The organism is Lactobacillus sp. IBH004, assembly GCF_026185255.2.
Classification (GTDB): domain Bacteria; phylum Bacillota; class Bacilli; order Lactobacillales; family Lactobacillaceae; genus Lactobacillus; species Lactobacillus melliventris.
Map to the genome: position 1 here is coordinate 971,116 of NZ_CP110217.2, position 17,439 is coordinate 988,554.

The 17,439-nt window shown below is 36.3% G+C and carries 13 protein-coding genes and 1 other RNA gene; 2 read left to right on the forward strand and 12 right to left on the reverse strand.

All coding sequences use genetic code 11. From position 1 onward, the window contains the following. Positions 1 to 533: 533 nt before the first annotated feature. The 5 genes from LDX54_RS04900 to LDX54_RS04920 form a co-directional block, all read right to left on the reverse strand. Entirely contained in the window at positions 534 to 1,763 is a 1,230-nt protein-coding gene (locus LDX54_RS04900; protein ID WP_265666724.1) for a metallophosphoesterase, read from the reverse strand. Further along, on the reverse strand, positions 1,750 to 2,883 hold the full coding sequence (locus LDX54_RS04905) for a class I SAM-dependent RNA methyltransferase (protein ID WP_265666723.1): 1,134 nt from the start codon (positions 2,881 to 2,883) through the stop codon (positions 1,750 to 1,752). Before LDX54_RS04905 ends, LDX54_RS04900 begins: the two co-directional genes overlap by 14 nt. Before the next feature lie 65 nt (positions 2,884 to 2,948). Further along, an RNA gene (gene rnpB, locus LDX54_RS04910) (RNase P RNA component class B) lies at positions 2,949 to 3,318 on the reverse strand. Positions 3,319 to 3,344: 26 nt separating this feature from the next. Further along, complete coding sequence (locus LDX54_RS04915; RefSeq protein WP_265666722.1) at positions 3,345 to 3,785, reverse strand: DivIVA domain-containing protein; 441 nt, start codon at positions 3,783 to 3,785, stop codon at positions 3,345 to 3,347. Between the two features lie 92 nt (positions 3,786 to 3,877). Next, positions 3,878 to 4,444 (reverse strand): DUF1273 domain-containing protein, encoded by a 567-nt coding sequence (locus LDX54_RS04920; protein WP_046324835.1) that lies wholly within the window; start codon positions 4,442 to 4,444, stop codon positions 3,878 to 3,880. Between the two features lie 69 nt (positions 4,445 to 4,513). Between LDX54_RS04920 and recU the strand changes: the two genes are divergently transcribed. Next, positions 4,514 to 5,146: a Holliday junction resolvase RecU gene (recU, locus tag LDX54_RS04925; protein WP_046324836.1), complete on the forward strand. Its 633-nt coding sequence runs from the start codon at positions 4,514 to 4,516 to the stop codon at positions 5,144 to 5,146. Then, positions 5,136 to 7,502, forward strand: coding sequence for a transglycosylase domain-containing protein (locus LDX54_RS04930; protein ID WP_265666720.1), 2,367 nt, complete (start codon positions 5,136 to 5,138; stop codon positions 7,500 to 7,502). The genes recU and LDX54_RS04930 overlap by 11 nt, the downstream gene beginning before the upstream one ends. 38 nt (positions 7,503 to 7,540) lie before the next feature. On the opposite strand, the gene LDX54_RS04935 is transcribed toward LDX54_RS04930, so the two are convergent. The 7 genes from LDX54_RS04935 to addA all read right to left on the reverse strand — a co-directional run bounded on the left by LDX54_RS04935 (position 7,541) and on the right by addA (position 17,438). Beyond that, the gene (locus LDX54_RS04935) at positions 7,541 to 7,741 is read right to left on the reverse strand and encodes a DUF3923 family protein (RefSeq protein ID WP_046324838.1); all 201 of its coding nucleotides are present in this window, start codon (positions 7,739 to 7,741) and stop codon (positions 7,541 to 7,543) included. 64 nt (positions 7,742 to 7,805) lie between these two features. Next, on the reverse strand, positions 7,806 to 8,435 hold the full coding sequence (gene nth / locus LDX54_RS04940; protein WP_265666719.1) for an endonuclease III: 630 nt from the start codon (positions 8,433 to 8,435) through the stop codon (positions 7,806 to 7,808). Continuing rightward, a complete protein-coding gene (locus LDX54_RS04945; protein ID WP_046324840.1) occupies positions 8,436 to 9,077 on the reverse strand; it encodes a DnaD domain protein in 642 nt (213 codons plus the stop codon). A 73-nt stretch (positions 9,078 to 9,150) separates the two neighbouring features. Continuing rightward, complete coding sequence (asnS, locus tag LDX54_RS04950; RefSeq protein WP_265666718.1) at positions 9,151 to 10,449, reverse strand: asparagine--tRNA ligase; 1,299 nt, start codon at positions 10,447 to 10,449, stop codon at positions 9,151 to 9,153. Positions 10,450 to 10,516: 67 nt separating this feature from the next. Continuing rightward, positions 10,517 to 10,999, reverse strand: a complete 483-nt coding sequence (locus tag LDX54_RS04955) for a hypothetical protein (RefSeq protein ID WP_198202481.1) — start codon at positions 10,997 to 10,999, stop codon at positions 10,517 to 10,519. After that, on the reverse strand, positions 10,986 to 13,775 hold the full coding sequence (locus LDX54_RS04960; protein WP_265666717.1) for a helicase C-terminal domain-containing protein: 2,790 nt from the start codon (positions 13,773 to 13,775) through the stop codon (positions 10,986 to 10,988). Before LDX54_RS04960 ends, LDX54_RS04955 begins: the two co-directional genes overlap by 14 nt. 21 nt (positions 13,776 to 13,796) lie before the next feature. Continuing rightward, positions 13,797 to 17,438, reverse strand: coding sequence for a helicase-exonuclease AddAB subunit AddA (gene addA, locus LDX54_RS04965; protein ID WP_265666716.1), 3,642 nt, complete (start codon positions 17,436 to 17,438; stop codon positions 13,797 to 13,799). Position 17,439 lies beyond the last annotated feature (1 nt).

The following is a 17,439-nucleotide window of genomic DNA, read 5'->3' on the forward strand; positions in this document are numbered from 1 at the left end:
TAAACATCCATCTTATGTAATATCCTTTTCATATTAGAATTTAGGTCCCACCTTTTCTTTAATCAATTGTCATTATATCAAACATTAAGCATTTTTTATGCATAACCTGCTATAAATTATGAATAAAGCTAAATTTTCTTCTATAAATAAAATAGCTACTTTTGCCAAAATTATTCTAGTTTAACTATTTTATTTTTCAAATCTTAACAAATAATAGTGACCAAATTCGTCCAATTTAATTTCATAAATTTTAAAAAAATGCCATTGCAGTAAAATAGTTGGCTCAGATGACATTTTGGTCCTAGAACGAAATGGGAGTTTGAATATGCTCGTATCCCAATAAGAATTAAAATAAGTATAGAGCAATAAAATAAGGAAAATTAAAGCACAAATAAGTGCTGGCCAATTAAAAACTTTAGTGCTTTCATATAAAAATATCAGACTCAAGAAAAATACAATTAAGATCCAGCAAAAATATATTAATCCACTACGACCTAAAATAATAAAATGCTTTTTTTTCATAAAAATCCCTGTTAATACCAAACTTCTGCATTGAGGTTACTGTGATTAGTAGTGTCGAATAAAGTTTTCATATAGTCGCTAAATCGCGGCCTTTGACTAACTAAGATGTTAAATTCTTTAGACGAGTATAAATTTTTTAGTTGCTTTTTTGCGATATGATTATGACCCGTAAAATATTGATAATTCATTTCAATAAAAAGACGGTTTACCCTTTGTAGCAATCTAGATTGATCATCGTTTAAGTGATCTTTTTTATTTGAATTACCAGTTAAATTTCTTATTTGAATGTTCTTTAAGTAGCTGTGAAAGTGAACCAGATTCGGATCTAGCCGTTCTTCTTTAGTTAAAAAAGGTTTCATATCAAATGTATGTCGCTGATATTCAATGTGATCCGGTCTTACTTTGACTATGCCATATCCTTGATCGTATGAACAAAAACTTGAAGTAACAATTTCTGTAGTGGGTGTTTTTGCCTGTGGCTCGACGATATTTTGAGCATGAATGTGGCCGGAAAAAGCCATTTTAACCTTATAATCCTGGCATAAACGGCATAATGTTTGTGCATTGTTTAAAACAAAGCCGCGATTAACCGCTGGATTATGAACATAAAGATTATGGTGCATGAATAAAAGTGGTTTAAGGTGCCTCATCTTGGCACTTTCTAACTGCTTTTCTAACCAGACAATTTGCTCTTCGCTTATTTGCCCTTCAGTAGAGGGAGCTCCACTAGCTTCATGTTCACCATAAATGTTGGAATCAAGTAATAGTAAGAGGTATTCTTTATTTAATTGTACGCTGTATGCCAATGAATTGGGATCAATACTTTGAGCACAATCATATGAGCCTTTAAAAATTCCTTGCCAATCAGTGGGACTTATTTGATGGGCATAAAGCTGATTAGGACCTTGAAAAGCTCTGGCCCACCCATCATATATGTCGTGGTTTCCTGGCAAAACCAGTAATTTAGTTTCACTTAAATTACGAAATATTTCTGCAAATTTTTTTGCCGAAATAAGCTCACCGTTAAAAGTAACGTCACCAGTAACAATAATAGCTGCCGGCTTTTTTTCATTAGCAAAAGCAGTAAAAGCCCTCAAAGCTGTTTCTTGATATACCAGGTCTTTACCCTGGCTGGTATCTTGAATACGTTGAAACGCCTGACCATCATCATGCAAGCTATCTGCAATTAAATGCGTATCTGTAATCACCCAAAATTCGGTATTCGCTTTATTTGTAATCATTTTTTCTTGCCCAATATTGGTAGAAATCAACTCTTAAGTTGCCATTAAATAGTTTGCGCTTTTTGGTCGCTTTTTTACCGAAAAATTTTTCAAATGCTGGATCGCCAACCAAATAATACTGGCTGAATGTGTCATATTTTAAAAGTGACTCACCCATTTGTTTATAAATTACTTCAGCTGATTCCCGATCTTTCAGCCTTTTACCATAAGGCGGATTAGCGATTATAACCCCATTTTCTAAGTCTGTGGCAAAATCCTTTACTGCAACCTGCTTAAAGTAAATATCCTGTAAAACACCAGCATTGTTGGCGTTTAATTTGGCAATTTCTAAAATGGATTGGTCGATATCACAGGCCCATATTGGCTGGTCAAGAGGCTTAATTTTACTTTTAGCTTGCGCTACCAATTCATCATGAATAGAGCTGTCAAACCAATCAAAACCATCAAAAGCAAACTGCCGCCAGATACCAGGGGCAACATTTTTCCCTATTAGAGCTGCTTCAATAGCTAAAGTACCTGAACCTGTCATGGGGTCAATCAAAGGATGGCTGCCATCATATGGAGTTAGTTTTAATAATCCTGCCGCAAAATTTTCTTTCAGCGGTGCTCCACCATGTTCAATCCGATAGCCTCTCTTAAATAAACTGGCACCAGTAGTGTCTAGCGATATGCGGGCAATGTCTTTATTAATATGAATATCAAGGGGATATTCATTACCATTTTCTGGTAAAAAGCCACGACGATGATACTGATCGGACATTTTATTTACAATCGCCTTTTTTACAATTGATTGAATACCAGGTTCAGAGTGCAACTTTGATCTGACTGACCGGCCTTTAACAGGAAACTTAGCGTCAACTGGTAATAGCTCAGCCCAATCAATATCATAAACCTGATTAAAAAGGGTATCAAAATCGGTCGCCTTGAACTCCTTAAGTAAAATTTTAACGCGGTCTGCTGTTCTCAACCATAGATTGGTTTTGACAATATCTTTTTGATCGCCCTCAAAAAATACTCTACCATTCTCCGTATGGGTTTGATATCCCAGCGTTTGTAGTTCCTTTGCAACAACGCTTTCAAAGCCGACACCCATGGTTGTATATAACTGATATTTTCTCATCTTTTATTCTTTCCTTTAAAAAAAGCGTTGAGCCCTTTGAAAAGCTCAACGCTGCCAATGCAAATTTCTGTAAGCCACGTTCTGTTCAAGTATTTGTGGCATAAATACCTGTAGCAGCCATCTATCTTTGCTAAACTAGTAGCAATCCAATCTTTAGTTCATTTTCTTAGATTGAACGCCCCCACCAAGTTTGGGTTGCACGCTCGCAGGGTTTACCTCGTTCCACCAAAAGTGTTTCCACTTCTGCTTCGTCACTGTGGCACTTTTCAGAATATTCATGCATATCATTAGAATGACTTAGCACTTTTTTCGCCGTAACTTAAAATTCTTTAGCTTATTGGGCTAAATACGAACACTACAAGCATCTCAGCTCGTGCGTGCGTGGACTTTCCTCAGCCTGACCTTTTTCAGATCAAACCGCGACTGCTCAAAAATTGCACCATTAAGAATTATATCAAAGCTTACTCTTTTTGTAACCCATAAACTCGTTGTTCAAGATTATAAACTTTGCGTTCAAGAGTAGAAATTCGTTGAATAATGGCCATATTAGTGGAATTTTCAGTTTGTGTATCTGATTTATTAATTGGATTGAAGCTCTGCGTTGAACGTTCATGATTAGGGTTATAAGTCTTGATACTTTCCGCAGATGTTACTGGAGTTATTCTCCTTGTTTTTTGTGAATCAAGAGCTTGCTCTTTATGATGGTCATCCATTAATTCACCTTGCAGCTTGCCAATTTGGCCGTAAAGGTCTTCAATTATTTGCTCAAATGTGTCATAATCTGCAATTACTTTATCTAAAAAAGCGTCAACTTCATCAGGGTCTAAGCCTTTAACTTTTGTCCTAAATTGTTTTTTTAAAATATCCTGTGTGGATAGTTGAATATCATTTAAATCTGCCATGATAATATACAACTCCTTTTTTTATCACTTTTATTCTAGCAAAAACTAGCCATGCTTAAAACAAAAATGTTAATCTTAAAATAAAGTTATCCTTATTCTTTATAATTATCTTCTTGATTTTCTTGATACTCCTCAGCTTCATCTTGTAGATCATAAAAATCAATTAATTCAAGCGGATATTCTTTTGTTTCTTGGTATTTCTTGATTAAATTATAATCAAACTTGGGTTTACCTGGATTTTCAGGGTCATAAAGCATTAAGGCTCTATCTGTATGTAGTAGCATAAAATTCTGGTAATTGCGCAGTTGAACTGGGTTTTGATACGGTTCTTTAGATGTAGAAGCAAAAAAGTCAACTTGACTTTTTAAATTAAGATACTTTTCTTGATTGCTTTCATTCCATCTGCCGGCAAAGTCTTCATAGGGCACAATAATAGATGTTCTTAAAGGATATTTTTCCCGCAAGGAAACGGCCACTTCACTGGCCCATTGCTCTACTCCCAGATTTGCTCCAGTTATTACCCAATCTAGCTGGTTATTCTCCAATAAATTTAACATATGTTTTTTTAAAACTAATTTTATGATTTTGATTTTGGGATCCTTATCTCCGAATGTATTTAATTCGTAGTTACGGTACCCAGTTACCCATAGTCTTTGCATAATGAAACAAATGGCTCCTTGTTCAAAAACTTTTTCTTTATTGCTATAATGCTAGCAGGAGTGATATTTATGGTCAAATATCCAACCGGCAGTTCTGCCGCTTTTCGCAACTTAAATGATAAGCCCCAAGCTTCACATAAAAGAAGAAAACATAAAAATATTAATTTTTCCGATCGAGGGATGAACCTTGAACAGATGATTAATGAATCTAATAAATATTATCGTACTAAAGAAATAGCCGTGGTACATAAAAAACCTACGCCTGTTCAAATTGTTAAGGTAGACTACCCTAAAAGATCACGTGCAGTAATAAAAGAAGCATACTTTCGCCAGGAATCGACCACAGATTATAATGGTGTATATAAAGGTTACTATTTGGATTTTGAAGCTAAAGAAACCAAAAACAAAACTAATTTTCCCTTAAAAAATTTCCACGAACATCAAATAGTTCATTTAGCAGAATGCTTGAAGCAAAAAGGAATATGCTTTACAATAATAGGATTTACAAGCTTAAACCGCTATTTTGTTACTCCCGCAAGCGCAATTATCAAAGCTTGGTGGACAAAAAACAAAAGTTCATTAACATTAAAAGAAGTCGAGGATTGGTCAATAGAGATTAAGAACGGTTTTCAACCAACACTTCCGTATTTGAAAGCTGTAGATTCTTTTATCTCGGATAGGAAAATACACGATGACAAATAAAAATTTCAACTCAAATAATGGACGTGAATCACGTAAAAACTACCGCCAAAGTTTACCTAAACCATTGTGGCGCCGCATACTTAAGTGGACGTTTTTGGTTATTTTTCTATTTCTGGTAGCCGGCGTTGGTCTATTTGCATTTTACGCTAAGGATGCTCCCAATATTAGTCGCGCTGACCTTGAAAGTGGCGGCTCTTCAGGATTATATAATACAAATGGTAAATTTGTAATGTCTTTAGGTACCGAAAAGCGACAATACGTCAAGGACAGCAAAGATTTGCAACTGTTAAAAGATGCTATCGTGTCGGTTGAAGATAAACGCTTTTATAAGGATAAGTTGGGAATTGATCCGATTCGAATTGTAGGATCAATGTTAACTAATGCCAAGAGTAAAAGTATCTCTGCCGGCGGATCTACCATCACCCAGCAATTAGTTAAGCTGACAAAATTTTCAACAGCTGCTTCCCAACGGACTTTACGCAGAAAGGCTCAAGAAGCCTGGCTGGCCATGAGGGTGCAGCGAGAATACAGTCATGATGAAATCTTAGAATTCTACATTAATAAAGTTTACATGAATTATGGCAATACTGGAATTGGCACCGCGGCTAATTTTTATTATGGTAAAAAAATTGGAGACCTAGACTTAGCTCAAACAGCGATGCTGGCAGGTATGCCTAACAGGCCGACTGTTTATAATCCTTATACCTACCCGCAATATGCCAAATACCGCCGTGATATCGTTTTAAAGGCGATGTTGAAGAATAAGAAAATCTCGCAAGAACAATATGATGAGGCCAGCAAGGAAAGCATTAAAAAGGGTTTAAAACCACATAATCAGCGCAAACAGTCAAACTTACGTAAAATTAATGATCCATATGTTAAAGAAGCAATTGCCGAAGTTCGGGCAAAGGGTTTTGATCCTTTCCGTGATAATTTAAAAATTACGATTAATATGGATCAGAAAGCTCAAAAGAAACTATATCAATTGGCTAATAATGGGCAGGTTCCCTTTACTAACGATAAAATGCAGATTGGTGCTTCCGTAGTTGATCCTAGCAATGGTCATGTGGTAGCTATATTGGGCGGCAGGCATCTGCCTTCTTCAGTCCAGCTAGGCTTAGATCGGGCTGTGCAAACTACTCGTTCAACTGGATCTTCAATTAAGCCTGTTCTAGATTATGGCCCTGCCATTGAATACCTTAATTGGTCAACAGCTAAAATGCTAGATGATAGCAAATACGTCTATCCGGGAACCAACGTTCAATTATACGACTGGGACAATAAATATGATGGTATGATGACAATGCGGTATGCATTGGAACAATCACGTAATGTTCCTGCAGTAAAAACGTTAAGAGAAGTCGGCATACCTCGTGCGAGAAAGTTTGCCGGCAAAATGGACATTGATATTCCGAAAGATTCCGGACTGTCTGTAGCCATTGGTGCGAATGCTTCCAGTTTACAAATGGCGGGAGCCTTTAGTGCATTTGCAACGATGGGTATTTATCATAAACCGCAATTTGTTTCAAAAATTGAAACTCCTGATGGATTAACCAGAAATTATGATTCTGAGGGTATTCGTGTTATGAGTAAAGCCACAGCTTACATAATTACGGATATGTTAAAAGGTGTTATAAAACATGGTTCCGGCAGAAATGCCCAGATTAATGGTTTGTATCATGCCGGTAAAACCGGATCCGTTAAATATTCTGAACAAGATTTAGCACGTTATCCGGGGTACGCAGCTACGCCAAAGGATTCCTGGTTTGTTGGCTACACACCTCGTTATGCAATTGGTGTTTGGACCGGTTACGATAATCTAAAAGATGGTACTATTTCCGGCATCGGACAGCAGTCAGCGCAGCTTTTTTATAAAAACATGATGACCTATTTAATGAGAAATAAAGAAAATGTTGACTGGCAAAAGCCCGATTCGGTGATTAGGGCTAGAATTGCTAAAAATTCGAATCCTCCAGAGGTTTCTTCTACTGGGGAATGGCAACTGTTTGTTCGTGGACATTCTCCTGTTGGTATAGTTGATGATAGCAGCGACTATGATGAAGACGATGAAAAAACTAATACAAATAATTCATCTTCTACCAGCAATACTCAAGAAAGAAATTCAGTTCATCACGAAAATGGTTCAACGACCAAAAACAATAAAAATGAAAAGAAAGATAAGGATTTAAAAGATAAGCCGCAAACAGGTAATACTGGTAAAGACAATTCATCTGATTCTAGTCAAAATAATGATGCAAATAATTCCAATTCTGAAAATAACCCGCACCATGAACAAAAGCCGAACAAGCCTGGGGGCGAAAGTAATAACTCGGCCAATGACGAGAATCATCATTAATTAAAAGAACCGCTGAAAAAATTTCAGCGGTTCTTTTATTATTTTTTCACAAATAAATAAACTATTAGTTCTATTAGGCCAATAAAAGCAAAAAAGACTATTAAAACAGCTAAGGAAATGAGTTTGACATTCATTGTATTAGCTGTACCCGTGCCATCATAGGGACGCAGCCAGAGAAATAATGCCAAACTTGCAAATAAAACAACTAAAATAATGTTAGTTATGCGCCACCTACTCATGTTTTAAAACCCCTTTTAATTAATTTGTTAAAGGAATTATACTAAATTTTTTAGTTTTTTAGCACTATTTTTCTTTTAAATAAGTATAAGGGTCATTCTTGTCCCGTGCTGTCATTGAGTAGCGACCAAATAAAATCATAGCGTGATGTGTATGAATCCATTCACTTTTAGGTAAAATTTCCTCTAATCTCTTTTCTACTTCCAGTGGCTTAGCATTTTGCGGTACTATATGAAAACGCTTAGAAATCCGCGACACATGAGTATCAACCGCTATCGCAGGTATGCCATATCCTTCAGCTAAAACAACATTGGCGGTTTTCTCTCCGACTCCGGGTAAAGAAAGCAAACTCTTTTTGTCATGAGGAATTTTACCATCATATTTTGATACTAGAATTTCAGCTGTTGCTTTTAAGTGCTTAGCTTTAGAATGATAAAGACCAATTTGGGAAATATGTTTTTCTATTTCCGGAATTGTCGCAGTTGCCAAATTTTTTGGTTCAGGATAGTCCTCCATAAATTTAGGCATTACTCGATTTACCATTTTATCAGTGGTTTGAGCGCTCATTAAAACCGCGCATAATAAATGAAATTTATTATCCCACACCAATTCACTTTTTGCGTCAGGATACATTTTGTTGATACATTCTAAAACTTTTCTGGCTTCTTTAGCACTAAGAATTTTTTCTGTTTCCATTTAGCGATTCCTCCTCAAAAACTTTTGGACCTCACTCACTGTTTTTAAATTATGCCTTTGCCAATTTAACAGAATGCGATCGATGTACTTTAAACTATATGCCTGAGATAAAACAGCTTCCCGCAAAGCCAGCCTGATAATAGCAGGATCATAATGGTCAACGTTTAGCCAAGCAGCAATTTCTTCGCGTTCGATTGGGCTTAAGTAGCGGCCAAATTCAATTTCAAATTGGCGAACTAATTGATTTAGAGGACTGTTGTCAATTACAGAGGTTGAATTATCTTTGCCATTTTTATTGAGGGTACTATCAGTTTTTCCTGCCAACAATTTATCCAGTTTGTCGTACAGCTGGTTAAGGTTATATTTATTTCCAATCATGCCCTTTTGATCAGTTACCTGATCAATTACCAAAAAATTTTGTTCAATTAATTTTTGCAATAAGGATCCAATTTCTGCAACGGAAAAATTAGTGTTGGCCGCAATTTCTTCATTAGTTGGAAAAAAGTCTCCTTTTTGAGCAAACATTTCCAGTTGCAAAATGACCATCATTTCAGCGTCATCGATTTTTAGCTGGGGATAATAAGCTAGCAAACCGTTTGATAACAGAGTTACACCTAAAGCACGGTAATCATTATATTGCATGATTTTTCTCCTTTAAAAAAGTTGAACTAAAGTAATTTTAGTTCAACTTTTAATTATCTTATTGATTTTATTATTAAGGCTCAAGTCTGTTAATCATTCTTGGGAATGGGATAGCTTCACGAACATGGTCTAAATTACAAATCCAAGCAATTACCCGTTCAAATCCCATGCCAAAGCCAGAATGAGGTACACTACCATATTTACGCAAATCCAGGTACCAGCTATAATCATTTTCATTTAAGCCAGCTTCATGAATTTGTTTAAGTAAGGTATCGTAATCACTTTCACGTTCAGAACCACCCATTATTTCGCCATAACCTTCAGGTGCTAGAACGTCTGCACATAGATATTCCTTAGGGTTTTCAGGATTCTTCTTCATATAAAAAGGTTTAATAGCGGTTGGATAATTTACAATGAAGAACGGCCGATCAAATTGTTCAGAAATAAAAGCTTCATCAGGTGCGCCAAAATCATCCCCCCATTTAAAGTCTCGTCCATCATCCTGCAACATTTTTACTGCATCATCATAAGACAAGCGGGTATAATTGCCCTGAGAAGCTGGCTCAAGCTTCTTAGGATCTCTTCCCAAAATTTCCAGTTCATATTGGCAATTTTGTAAAACTTGTCCAGTAACATATGACAAGAACCGTTCCTGCAAAGCAAGAGATTCAGCTTGATGCATCCAGGCCATTTCCGGCTCCATCATCCAAAACTCGGTTAAATGACGACGAGTTTTGGACTCCTCTGCTCTAAAAGTTGGGCCAAACGTAAAAATTTTTCCGAATGCTTCAGCCCCTACTTCACCATAAAGTTGACCAGATTGAGAAAGGTATGCATCCCCACCGAAATATTCAGTATGGAATAATTCCGTAGTTCCTTCGGGAGCAGAATGCATAAAGATCGGAGCATCAAATTTTATAAAACCTTCATTTTCAAAGAAGTCAACAGTTGCTTTGAAAATGACGTTTCTGATTCGCATGATCGCAAATTGGCGCTTGCTTCTTAACCACAAATGCCTGTGATCAAGAAGAAATTCAATACCGTGTTCTTTATTACCGATAGGATAGCCTTCATTATTAGTAATAAGCTTCAAATCCGAAATCTGAATTTCATAACCAAAGTGAGAACGTTCGTCTTGATGAACAGTCCCCTTGATGTAGAAACTTGCTTCTTGATGCAATGATTTTGCTGTCTCAAAAACTTCATCTGAAACAGCATTTTTACGAACAACGCCTTGGAAAAATGCTGTACCATCACGTAATTGTAAGAAAACTATCTTGCCACTTGAACGTTTATCCGTCAGCCAAACGTGCATTTGCACTTCCTGGTCGACATGATTGCGACAATCTGCTATAGAAATTAATTCTGTCATAAACTTTTATTCCACTTTCCTTATCATAATCAAATTAATAATACCAAAGTTTGAGCAATTTAGCGACTTAACCTATTAATTTTCCATTTTTAAAATCAAAAAGTTGATAATGATATTCCCCCGCATCATTTTTAGCACTTACTTCCCAAACTGGCTTATTCTGATACCAGCCTAGATTTACCTCAGTAATTTTTGCAGTTGGCCTTTTAGCACTGTATTTGTTGCGGATAACTGCTTCATTAACACCCTTACTTGCTGGATATAAATATGCTTTTTTAGACCCTGGCAAATAAATAAAATAATAGGTCTTATGATTCTTAGTCAGACCTTTTAAAGAATAGCTGTTAATGCCACGATTCAAATGATAGGTCTTTTCGGTGTACTTGATCGGAGTCTTTTGTAGGGCAATTTTGTTAAGCTCGCGGGTTTCTGCTCTTTCAGGATTACCAGCTTTATAAAAAATTATTATAAAAGCAAAGTATAACAATACCAGTATTAAGAATACCCATGCTAAAAATTTAAATGTTTGTTTAGTATCATCTTGTATCATAGTTTTCTAGCTTTTCTTGTAAATCATTCAAAGATATTTTTTTAACTTTAACGGGAACCGCAGCCAGAAAGATAGGACCATAATCCTGAGACCAAATTCTCGAATCTAATATTAAAAATTGCCCTCTATCCTGCTCACCACGTATTAGCCTGCCCATTCCCTGCTTAAACCGAATAACCGCCCGAGGCATCGTGTCAGAATGAAAAACGTCAATTCCTCTGTCAACGAGCTGTCTTTGGCGCAACTTAACTTCAGGTAAATCGGGGGCTTCAAATGGCAATTTTGTTGCTATTACCAAATCTACACCACATTCGTGAAAATCAATTCCTTCCCAAAAACTATCTGCACCAAGTATCAGAGCTTTTTTAGCAATGGCGAATCTTTTAATAATACGATTATTTGACCCAGAAACACCCTGAGCCAAAATTTCAAAATCACGTAAGTTGGGCGAATTGATAATAGCACTAAATGTTTTTTTGATTTGTTCTAAATTTGTCATTAGTATTAAAACGTGATTTTTATTTGCCAAGTCATTTTCAATAATTTGTGTTAGCTTTTTTTCGTAGGAAGGATCATTGATATCTGGAAAATCAGTTACAGATAAAACCTCAAGATGTTTTGCTAATTTAAATGTGCTTGTTCCGATGTATTTTTGTGGTGCTAAGTCGGTTAAACCCAAAAGTTTAATTATAAAATCAAAACCATTTTCACTAGTCAAAGTTGCACTTACAAATGAAATGTGATCGAAGCGAGCGTATATTTTCTGCAACTCTGGCGTTGCGTCAAGCATCAGCCAGCTTAAATTGGCACTCAAAGGATCTTGAGGATTAGTTAAAGTCACAATGAAGCCTTCTGATTCAACATAAGCTTTTTTACGAAGTAAATCAGATAGCTGATAGCTTTTTGTAATAAAATCATCCAGTTGATCAATTTGGCCTGAAGTTTCACTTAAAATTGCATCCCGGTCAATATTTGAATTGTCAGTTTCATTGTACATCTTAAATAAAATTTGATTAGTATTCTGCCTGATGTCTTCCAGTTTCCGCTGCAGTTCAGTCAGCTTAACTAAAAACTGACTATTTTTGGGAAATAAATCCCTTCCTCTAAAGCTAAGCAGCAAATTACCATTAGCCAAAGTATTTTGGCTGACAGCCTTTTTCTTTTTAGAAAAAAGTAAACGCTGCAAATGATTAATTACCTTAATTAAATCAAGGATTGCCGGATCCAGCTTTTCCAATAAAAAATTAAACTGAACGTCATTACCGTATTGATTAAATACACTGTCATCGGCATAATAAAGCAAATTACGCAGATGGTTGAGAGCCCCCCATAATGATTCGAACTGAAACGAATCGTTTCTAGAACTGATAACATTGTCTACAAAGCGGTGAGCCTCATCAATAACAAGATACGGATTTTGTCCCCAAATAGTATCGTTATAATGATTGGCTAAATAGGCGTGATTGGTCACTAAAATGTCAGCCTGCTCTTGCCTTTGTCTAGCCAAGTTCCAAAAATCAACGCCCGCAAAAATGCTACCAACGCGAGCATCTCCAGGATGGGCAATTTGAGTAAATAAAGGTGCACGATAGTTAGTAAGCTGCAGTTCGTCTAAATCGCCGGTCTTAGTTTCGGTTAACCATACTAAAATACGCATTTGCAAAACTAAAGTCAACTTATTAGGAGTACCTTGATATAAACTCTGATAAAAGCCATCTAGATCAAGGTAATGACTGCTGGCTTTGACTTCTTCGGCTTTTAAGTCCAACTTGGTAACGTTCAATAATTGGGGTATTTCATGATTAATAATCTGTCTTTGCAAAACTTTTGTAGGCGTAGCAATTACTAATTTTCTATTGGTATATAAATGATAGGAATAAGCAAATAAATAAGAAAAAGTCTTACCGGTGCCATTAGGAGCCTCAACTAATAGCGTCCTTTGCTTTGAGGCGCTTAAAAACTGTTCAATGCGATTAATTAGGTCTACCTGCGGTTGCCGGTAATTAATTTTATTTTGAAACAGCTTCTTTTTTGCGCTATCACTTTTCGGAAAAGTAGTTGACGACTGACCTGCGGTGATTGCTACTTTTTCCTGCTTACGCAAGATTATTTGTCGTACTTGTTGGTATGCAGAAGATAAAGGACGTTTCTCTTTACGTGCATCATCAGCAATAGTCGTAAAGATCCAAGAGGTGTCACGGATTAAACCGTGCGCCAAAGAGCTTAACGTGTTAAGAGTAGCTTGGGGTAAACTTTCGAGCCGCTCAATAATTTTTATTAGTAAAACTGCAGTGCCATAGGCATCAGAGTCAGCTTTATGGGGGTTTAAATGTTTAATGTGCAATAATGCCGTTAAATCGCTCAATTTATATGATGGTTCCGTAGGAAAAGCAATTTTGGCCAGCTCCACGGTGTCAATTGCACGATTGGTTAAGGGCTCATAACCATGTTGTACTAATTCATAATTTAAAAACGGCAAATCAAAATTGACGTTATGAGCAACGAAAACAGTATCTTTTAAAATTTTTACAATCTTTGGTGCATAAAAAGAAAAATCTTTTGCATGAGCCACATCCTTATTATGTATATGAGTCAGATTTTGAACCGCTATTGGAATTTCACGGTGGGGGTTAATCATAAAGGAATATGTTTTGACAACTTTCATATTTTTAATAATGGCGCAGCCAAACTGGATAATATGATTGTTATCTTCTCGCTGTGTTCCGGTAGTTTCCAGATCAACAACTGCAAATACGGTCTGCTCAAATGATTTCATTCTGCATTAGCCCTCCTTTCTTTACTTAACTTCAACAATTTGGCATGCATCTAATAAGATTAAATATTTAGCTTTAACTTTTTGGTCGGAAAAAGAATTTAAAGCTCTTTCATATAAACGCAATTGCCCCGCATACTTTTGTTTAATCTTGGCGATAGCTAATTCTAAATGGCTGTGATCGATATGATCAGTTTTATAATCAAACAATATTATGCCATCTTTTTCACTAAAATAACCGTCTATTGTACCATGAATTAAAATTTTTGCATCCGGGTCACTGAAATTAGCAAATAGAACGTCAGCTGGCAACAGACTTGAAAATTCAATTTCGCGTTGCAGATTTGCAGGATTTTCCCAAAATTTTTGGGCAAATTCACTATGAACAAACCAATTTATTTGTTGCAAATTTAAACTGGCAACAATTTTGCTGTTGAGCTTATTTTGTTTTACTAACTGCCGCACTTCTTCTTCAACCTGCTCTGCTTTGCCGGAACCATGATAATCATAGTATTGCAGAAGAAGGTGCATTGCCGTCCCAATTTCCGCCCCGGTAAATTTTGTCTGATACAAAAAGTCAGGTTTAGTATCAATCGGTTGCAAATAACGGTTGGTAGAAGAAATCAGGTGCGCGTTTTCAAGTTCGGTATCAAGAGGGTCATTAAAAGCTTTTTTAATTTCAGATACAGACTGATAAGCAGTTGTGTGACTGGCATCTTGAAAAGGATAATTAAAATTAAACAGTTTTTTGGCATATTCTGTTAACGCTGACACATTATCTTTTTCAGCTTTTTCTGGAACTGCTTGCTCTTTTAAATTGATATTTTCACCTTGATATTGCAGATAAAGCAGTTTTTGACTTGTTTCTGCAGCTAAGTTTATATCTGTGATTTTTTGACTTAGAAGTTTCTGCCAGTCAATTGCAGGACCGATGAAACTCATGGGGTTAGTAGCATTAAGTTTACTGCTAAGAGTTATCTGACCATGTTGATTAACTTGATCTTGCCATTTTTTAATCATTTTGGGCAAATTCTTTAAATCCGCCACTAAGATCAACTTTTGCTTTGCACGCGTCATTCCGACATAAAGGATACGTGCTTCTTCTTCTAAAAGCTGTCTTTTTTTGGTGACATTATCAATTGCTTTGATAAGTGTATCAGCCCGATACTGGGTCTCTTTAATAGTAAGACCTACTGACTTGCTATTGATAATATAGTTATTACTTAAATCCCGCATTTGAAAGAGGTGCTGCAAACCTAAATAGAACACAATGGGAAATTCAAGTCCTTTGGAACCGTGAACTGTCATTAAGCGCACTGAATTTCCTGCTTCTTTAGTTAACAGTGGTTGAGCCAGGTCTTTCTGGCTACGCCGCATTCTTTCGATGAAATTAATGAATTGGTATAATCCCTTAAAGCCCGCACTTTCATAGGATGCAGCTCTTTCATACAAAGCTTCCAAGTTAACTCTGCGCTGCTTGCCGTTAGGTAGCGACGTCATAATTTCCAGTAAGCTGGTTCTTTCATAAATACTCCAAATCAATTCTGAAATTCTGTGCATTGCCGCAAATTTGCGCAAATCTTCAAGCTGGTTCAAAAAATCTTTTACTCTCTGACTGAGCTCATCGCCAACAGCCACATAAGAAGTTAAAGCATTGTAAAAACTAGCTTTGGGGGTATGAATTCTAATAAGACTTAAATCGGGCTCTTTAAAATTAAATAAGGGTGATCTTAAGACGGCTACCAGTGGAATATCTTGGTCCGGATTATCAATTATGCGCAGGTAATTCATAATGATAGTTAGTTCCAGAGTTTGAAAGTAATTTTTAGCATCCGTAACCATGATTGGGATATTATTCTTTGCGAATTCCTGCATTATCTCAAGGTTGTTGCTACGGCTTCTGGTTAAAATCACAATATCGCTGTATTTGAAAGGTCTTAAATGATTATCATTAGTTGCTGACTTGTCGTAAACTAAGAAGTTTTCTTCTGTGAGCTTTTTAATGCGGTTAATAACCATGGCAATCTCAGCTGAATCGATATCATCAGCAGTATCATCCTGAGCAGTATTTTCATCATTGTCTTTTTCATGAAAAAGTATTTCTGTTGCAGCTGGTAAGTTCTCAGGATAATAGCTCGCTCCATAGACCAGCTGGCTTTCAGTTTGATAGTCAATCCCACCAAAGTCTGAAGTAAGAACATTTTTAAATACCTGATTGACAATAGCAATTACTGGCTTAGTTGAGCGGAAATTATCAGATAATAAAATTAGTTCTTCTTTTTGTTCATTTTCTTTAAGCGCTGCTTCCTGATATTTATGCAAGAACAAACTCGGTTCTGCTTGCCTAAAACCATAAATTGACTGTTTGATGTCACCCACCATAAAAATATTATTTTGGCCGTCTTTTTTAACCAGCTGCAATATTTTTTCTTGCAGGGGATTGATATCCTGATACTCATCAACCAATATCTCACTGTATTTATTTTGATAAAAAGACCGCGCCATCTGGGATGCAGAAGTATCCTGACTGAGGATTTGATAAGCTAATTGTTCCATGTCGCTGAAATCAAGAAGATTCTCTGCTCTTTTTAACTGAGTAAAATGATCAATCAATGCTAGCTCAGCTTTTACAATTGCTGACATGATCTGCTTACCCTTTTGCATTAAAGCCAATTGTTCTTGCTCATCCGTGGCATAAAAAGAAGTAAAAGAGGTAAAAATTTGTTCCGCTGCTTCTTCTTTTACGCTATGACATTCATCATAAAAGGCAATGACATCTTCATCCCACTTCGCAGATTTATGCATACTTCCACGAAAAATACAGTCACGTAGTTTTTCTCTTTGGTCATCATAGTCGGCATCATTTTTGAGAGCAGCCAAATAATTGGCAAGACATTTTGCAAATAAGTCAAAACTTTCTTTGACTTTATTTAACTGCTTGGTAGCCATGGTAGTACTTTGACAAAGTTGCGCGATATTGTCAGCTAAATTCTGAAAAAGATCTAATAAATACGGTTTGATTGCCTTTTGCCATAATGAAGATTTAACCACTTCAGGTCCACATTGATATTTTTGAGGTAGTTCTTTAAGCCAGTCACGATAATCAGGCTTAGTCATGGCATAATTATACAAATCTAGTAATAAATTCTGTGGCGTCTGTGCATCCCTGTCACCAGCAAAATTATCATAGAAAGCAACAAAATCAGCGTCTTTATTTTCTAAAAACTCTCCTTCTATTTCTTTTAATGCTCGCTCGCGCATTAGCTCACCTTGAGAATCATCAGTCAAAATACTGAAACTGGGATCAACGTCAATCACGTAATAAAAATGATGTATTACATCCAGGCAAAAAGCATCAACTGTCGAAATATTAGCAGAGTCGACCAAGTTAAGCTGTTGACGCAGGTATGATTTGGAGGAAGCTTTTTGTAGCTCCGATAATAATGCTGTTTTAATTCTTTTCTTCATTTCGGAAGCAGCAGCTTTAGTAAAAGTCACTACCAGTAGCTTGTCAACACTGGTTCCGGCAAGTATTTCGTTTATTAAGCGCTGCACTAATACCGTTGTTTTCCCACTTCCAGCGGAAGCTGATACCAAAATATCACGGCCATGATCATTAATTGCTTTTTGCTGAACTGGTGTAAACCGTTTTTCTCCTAGGGACATT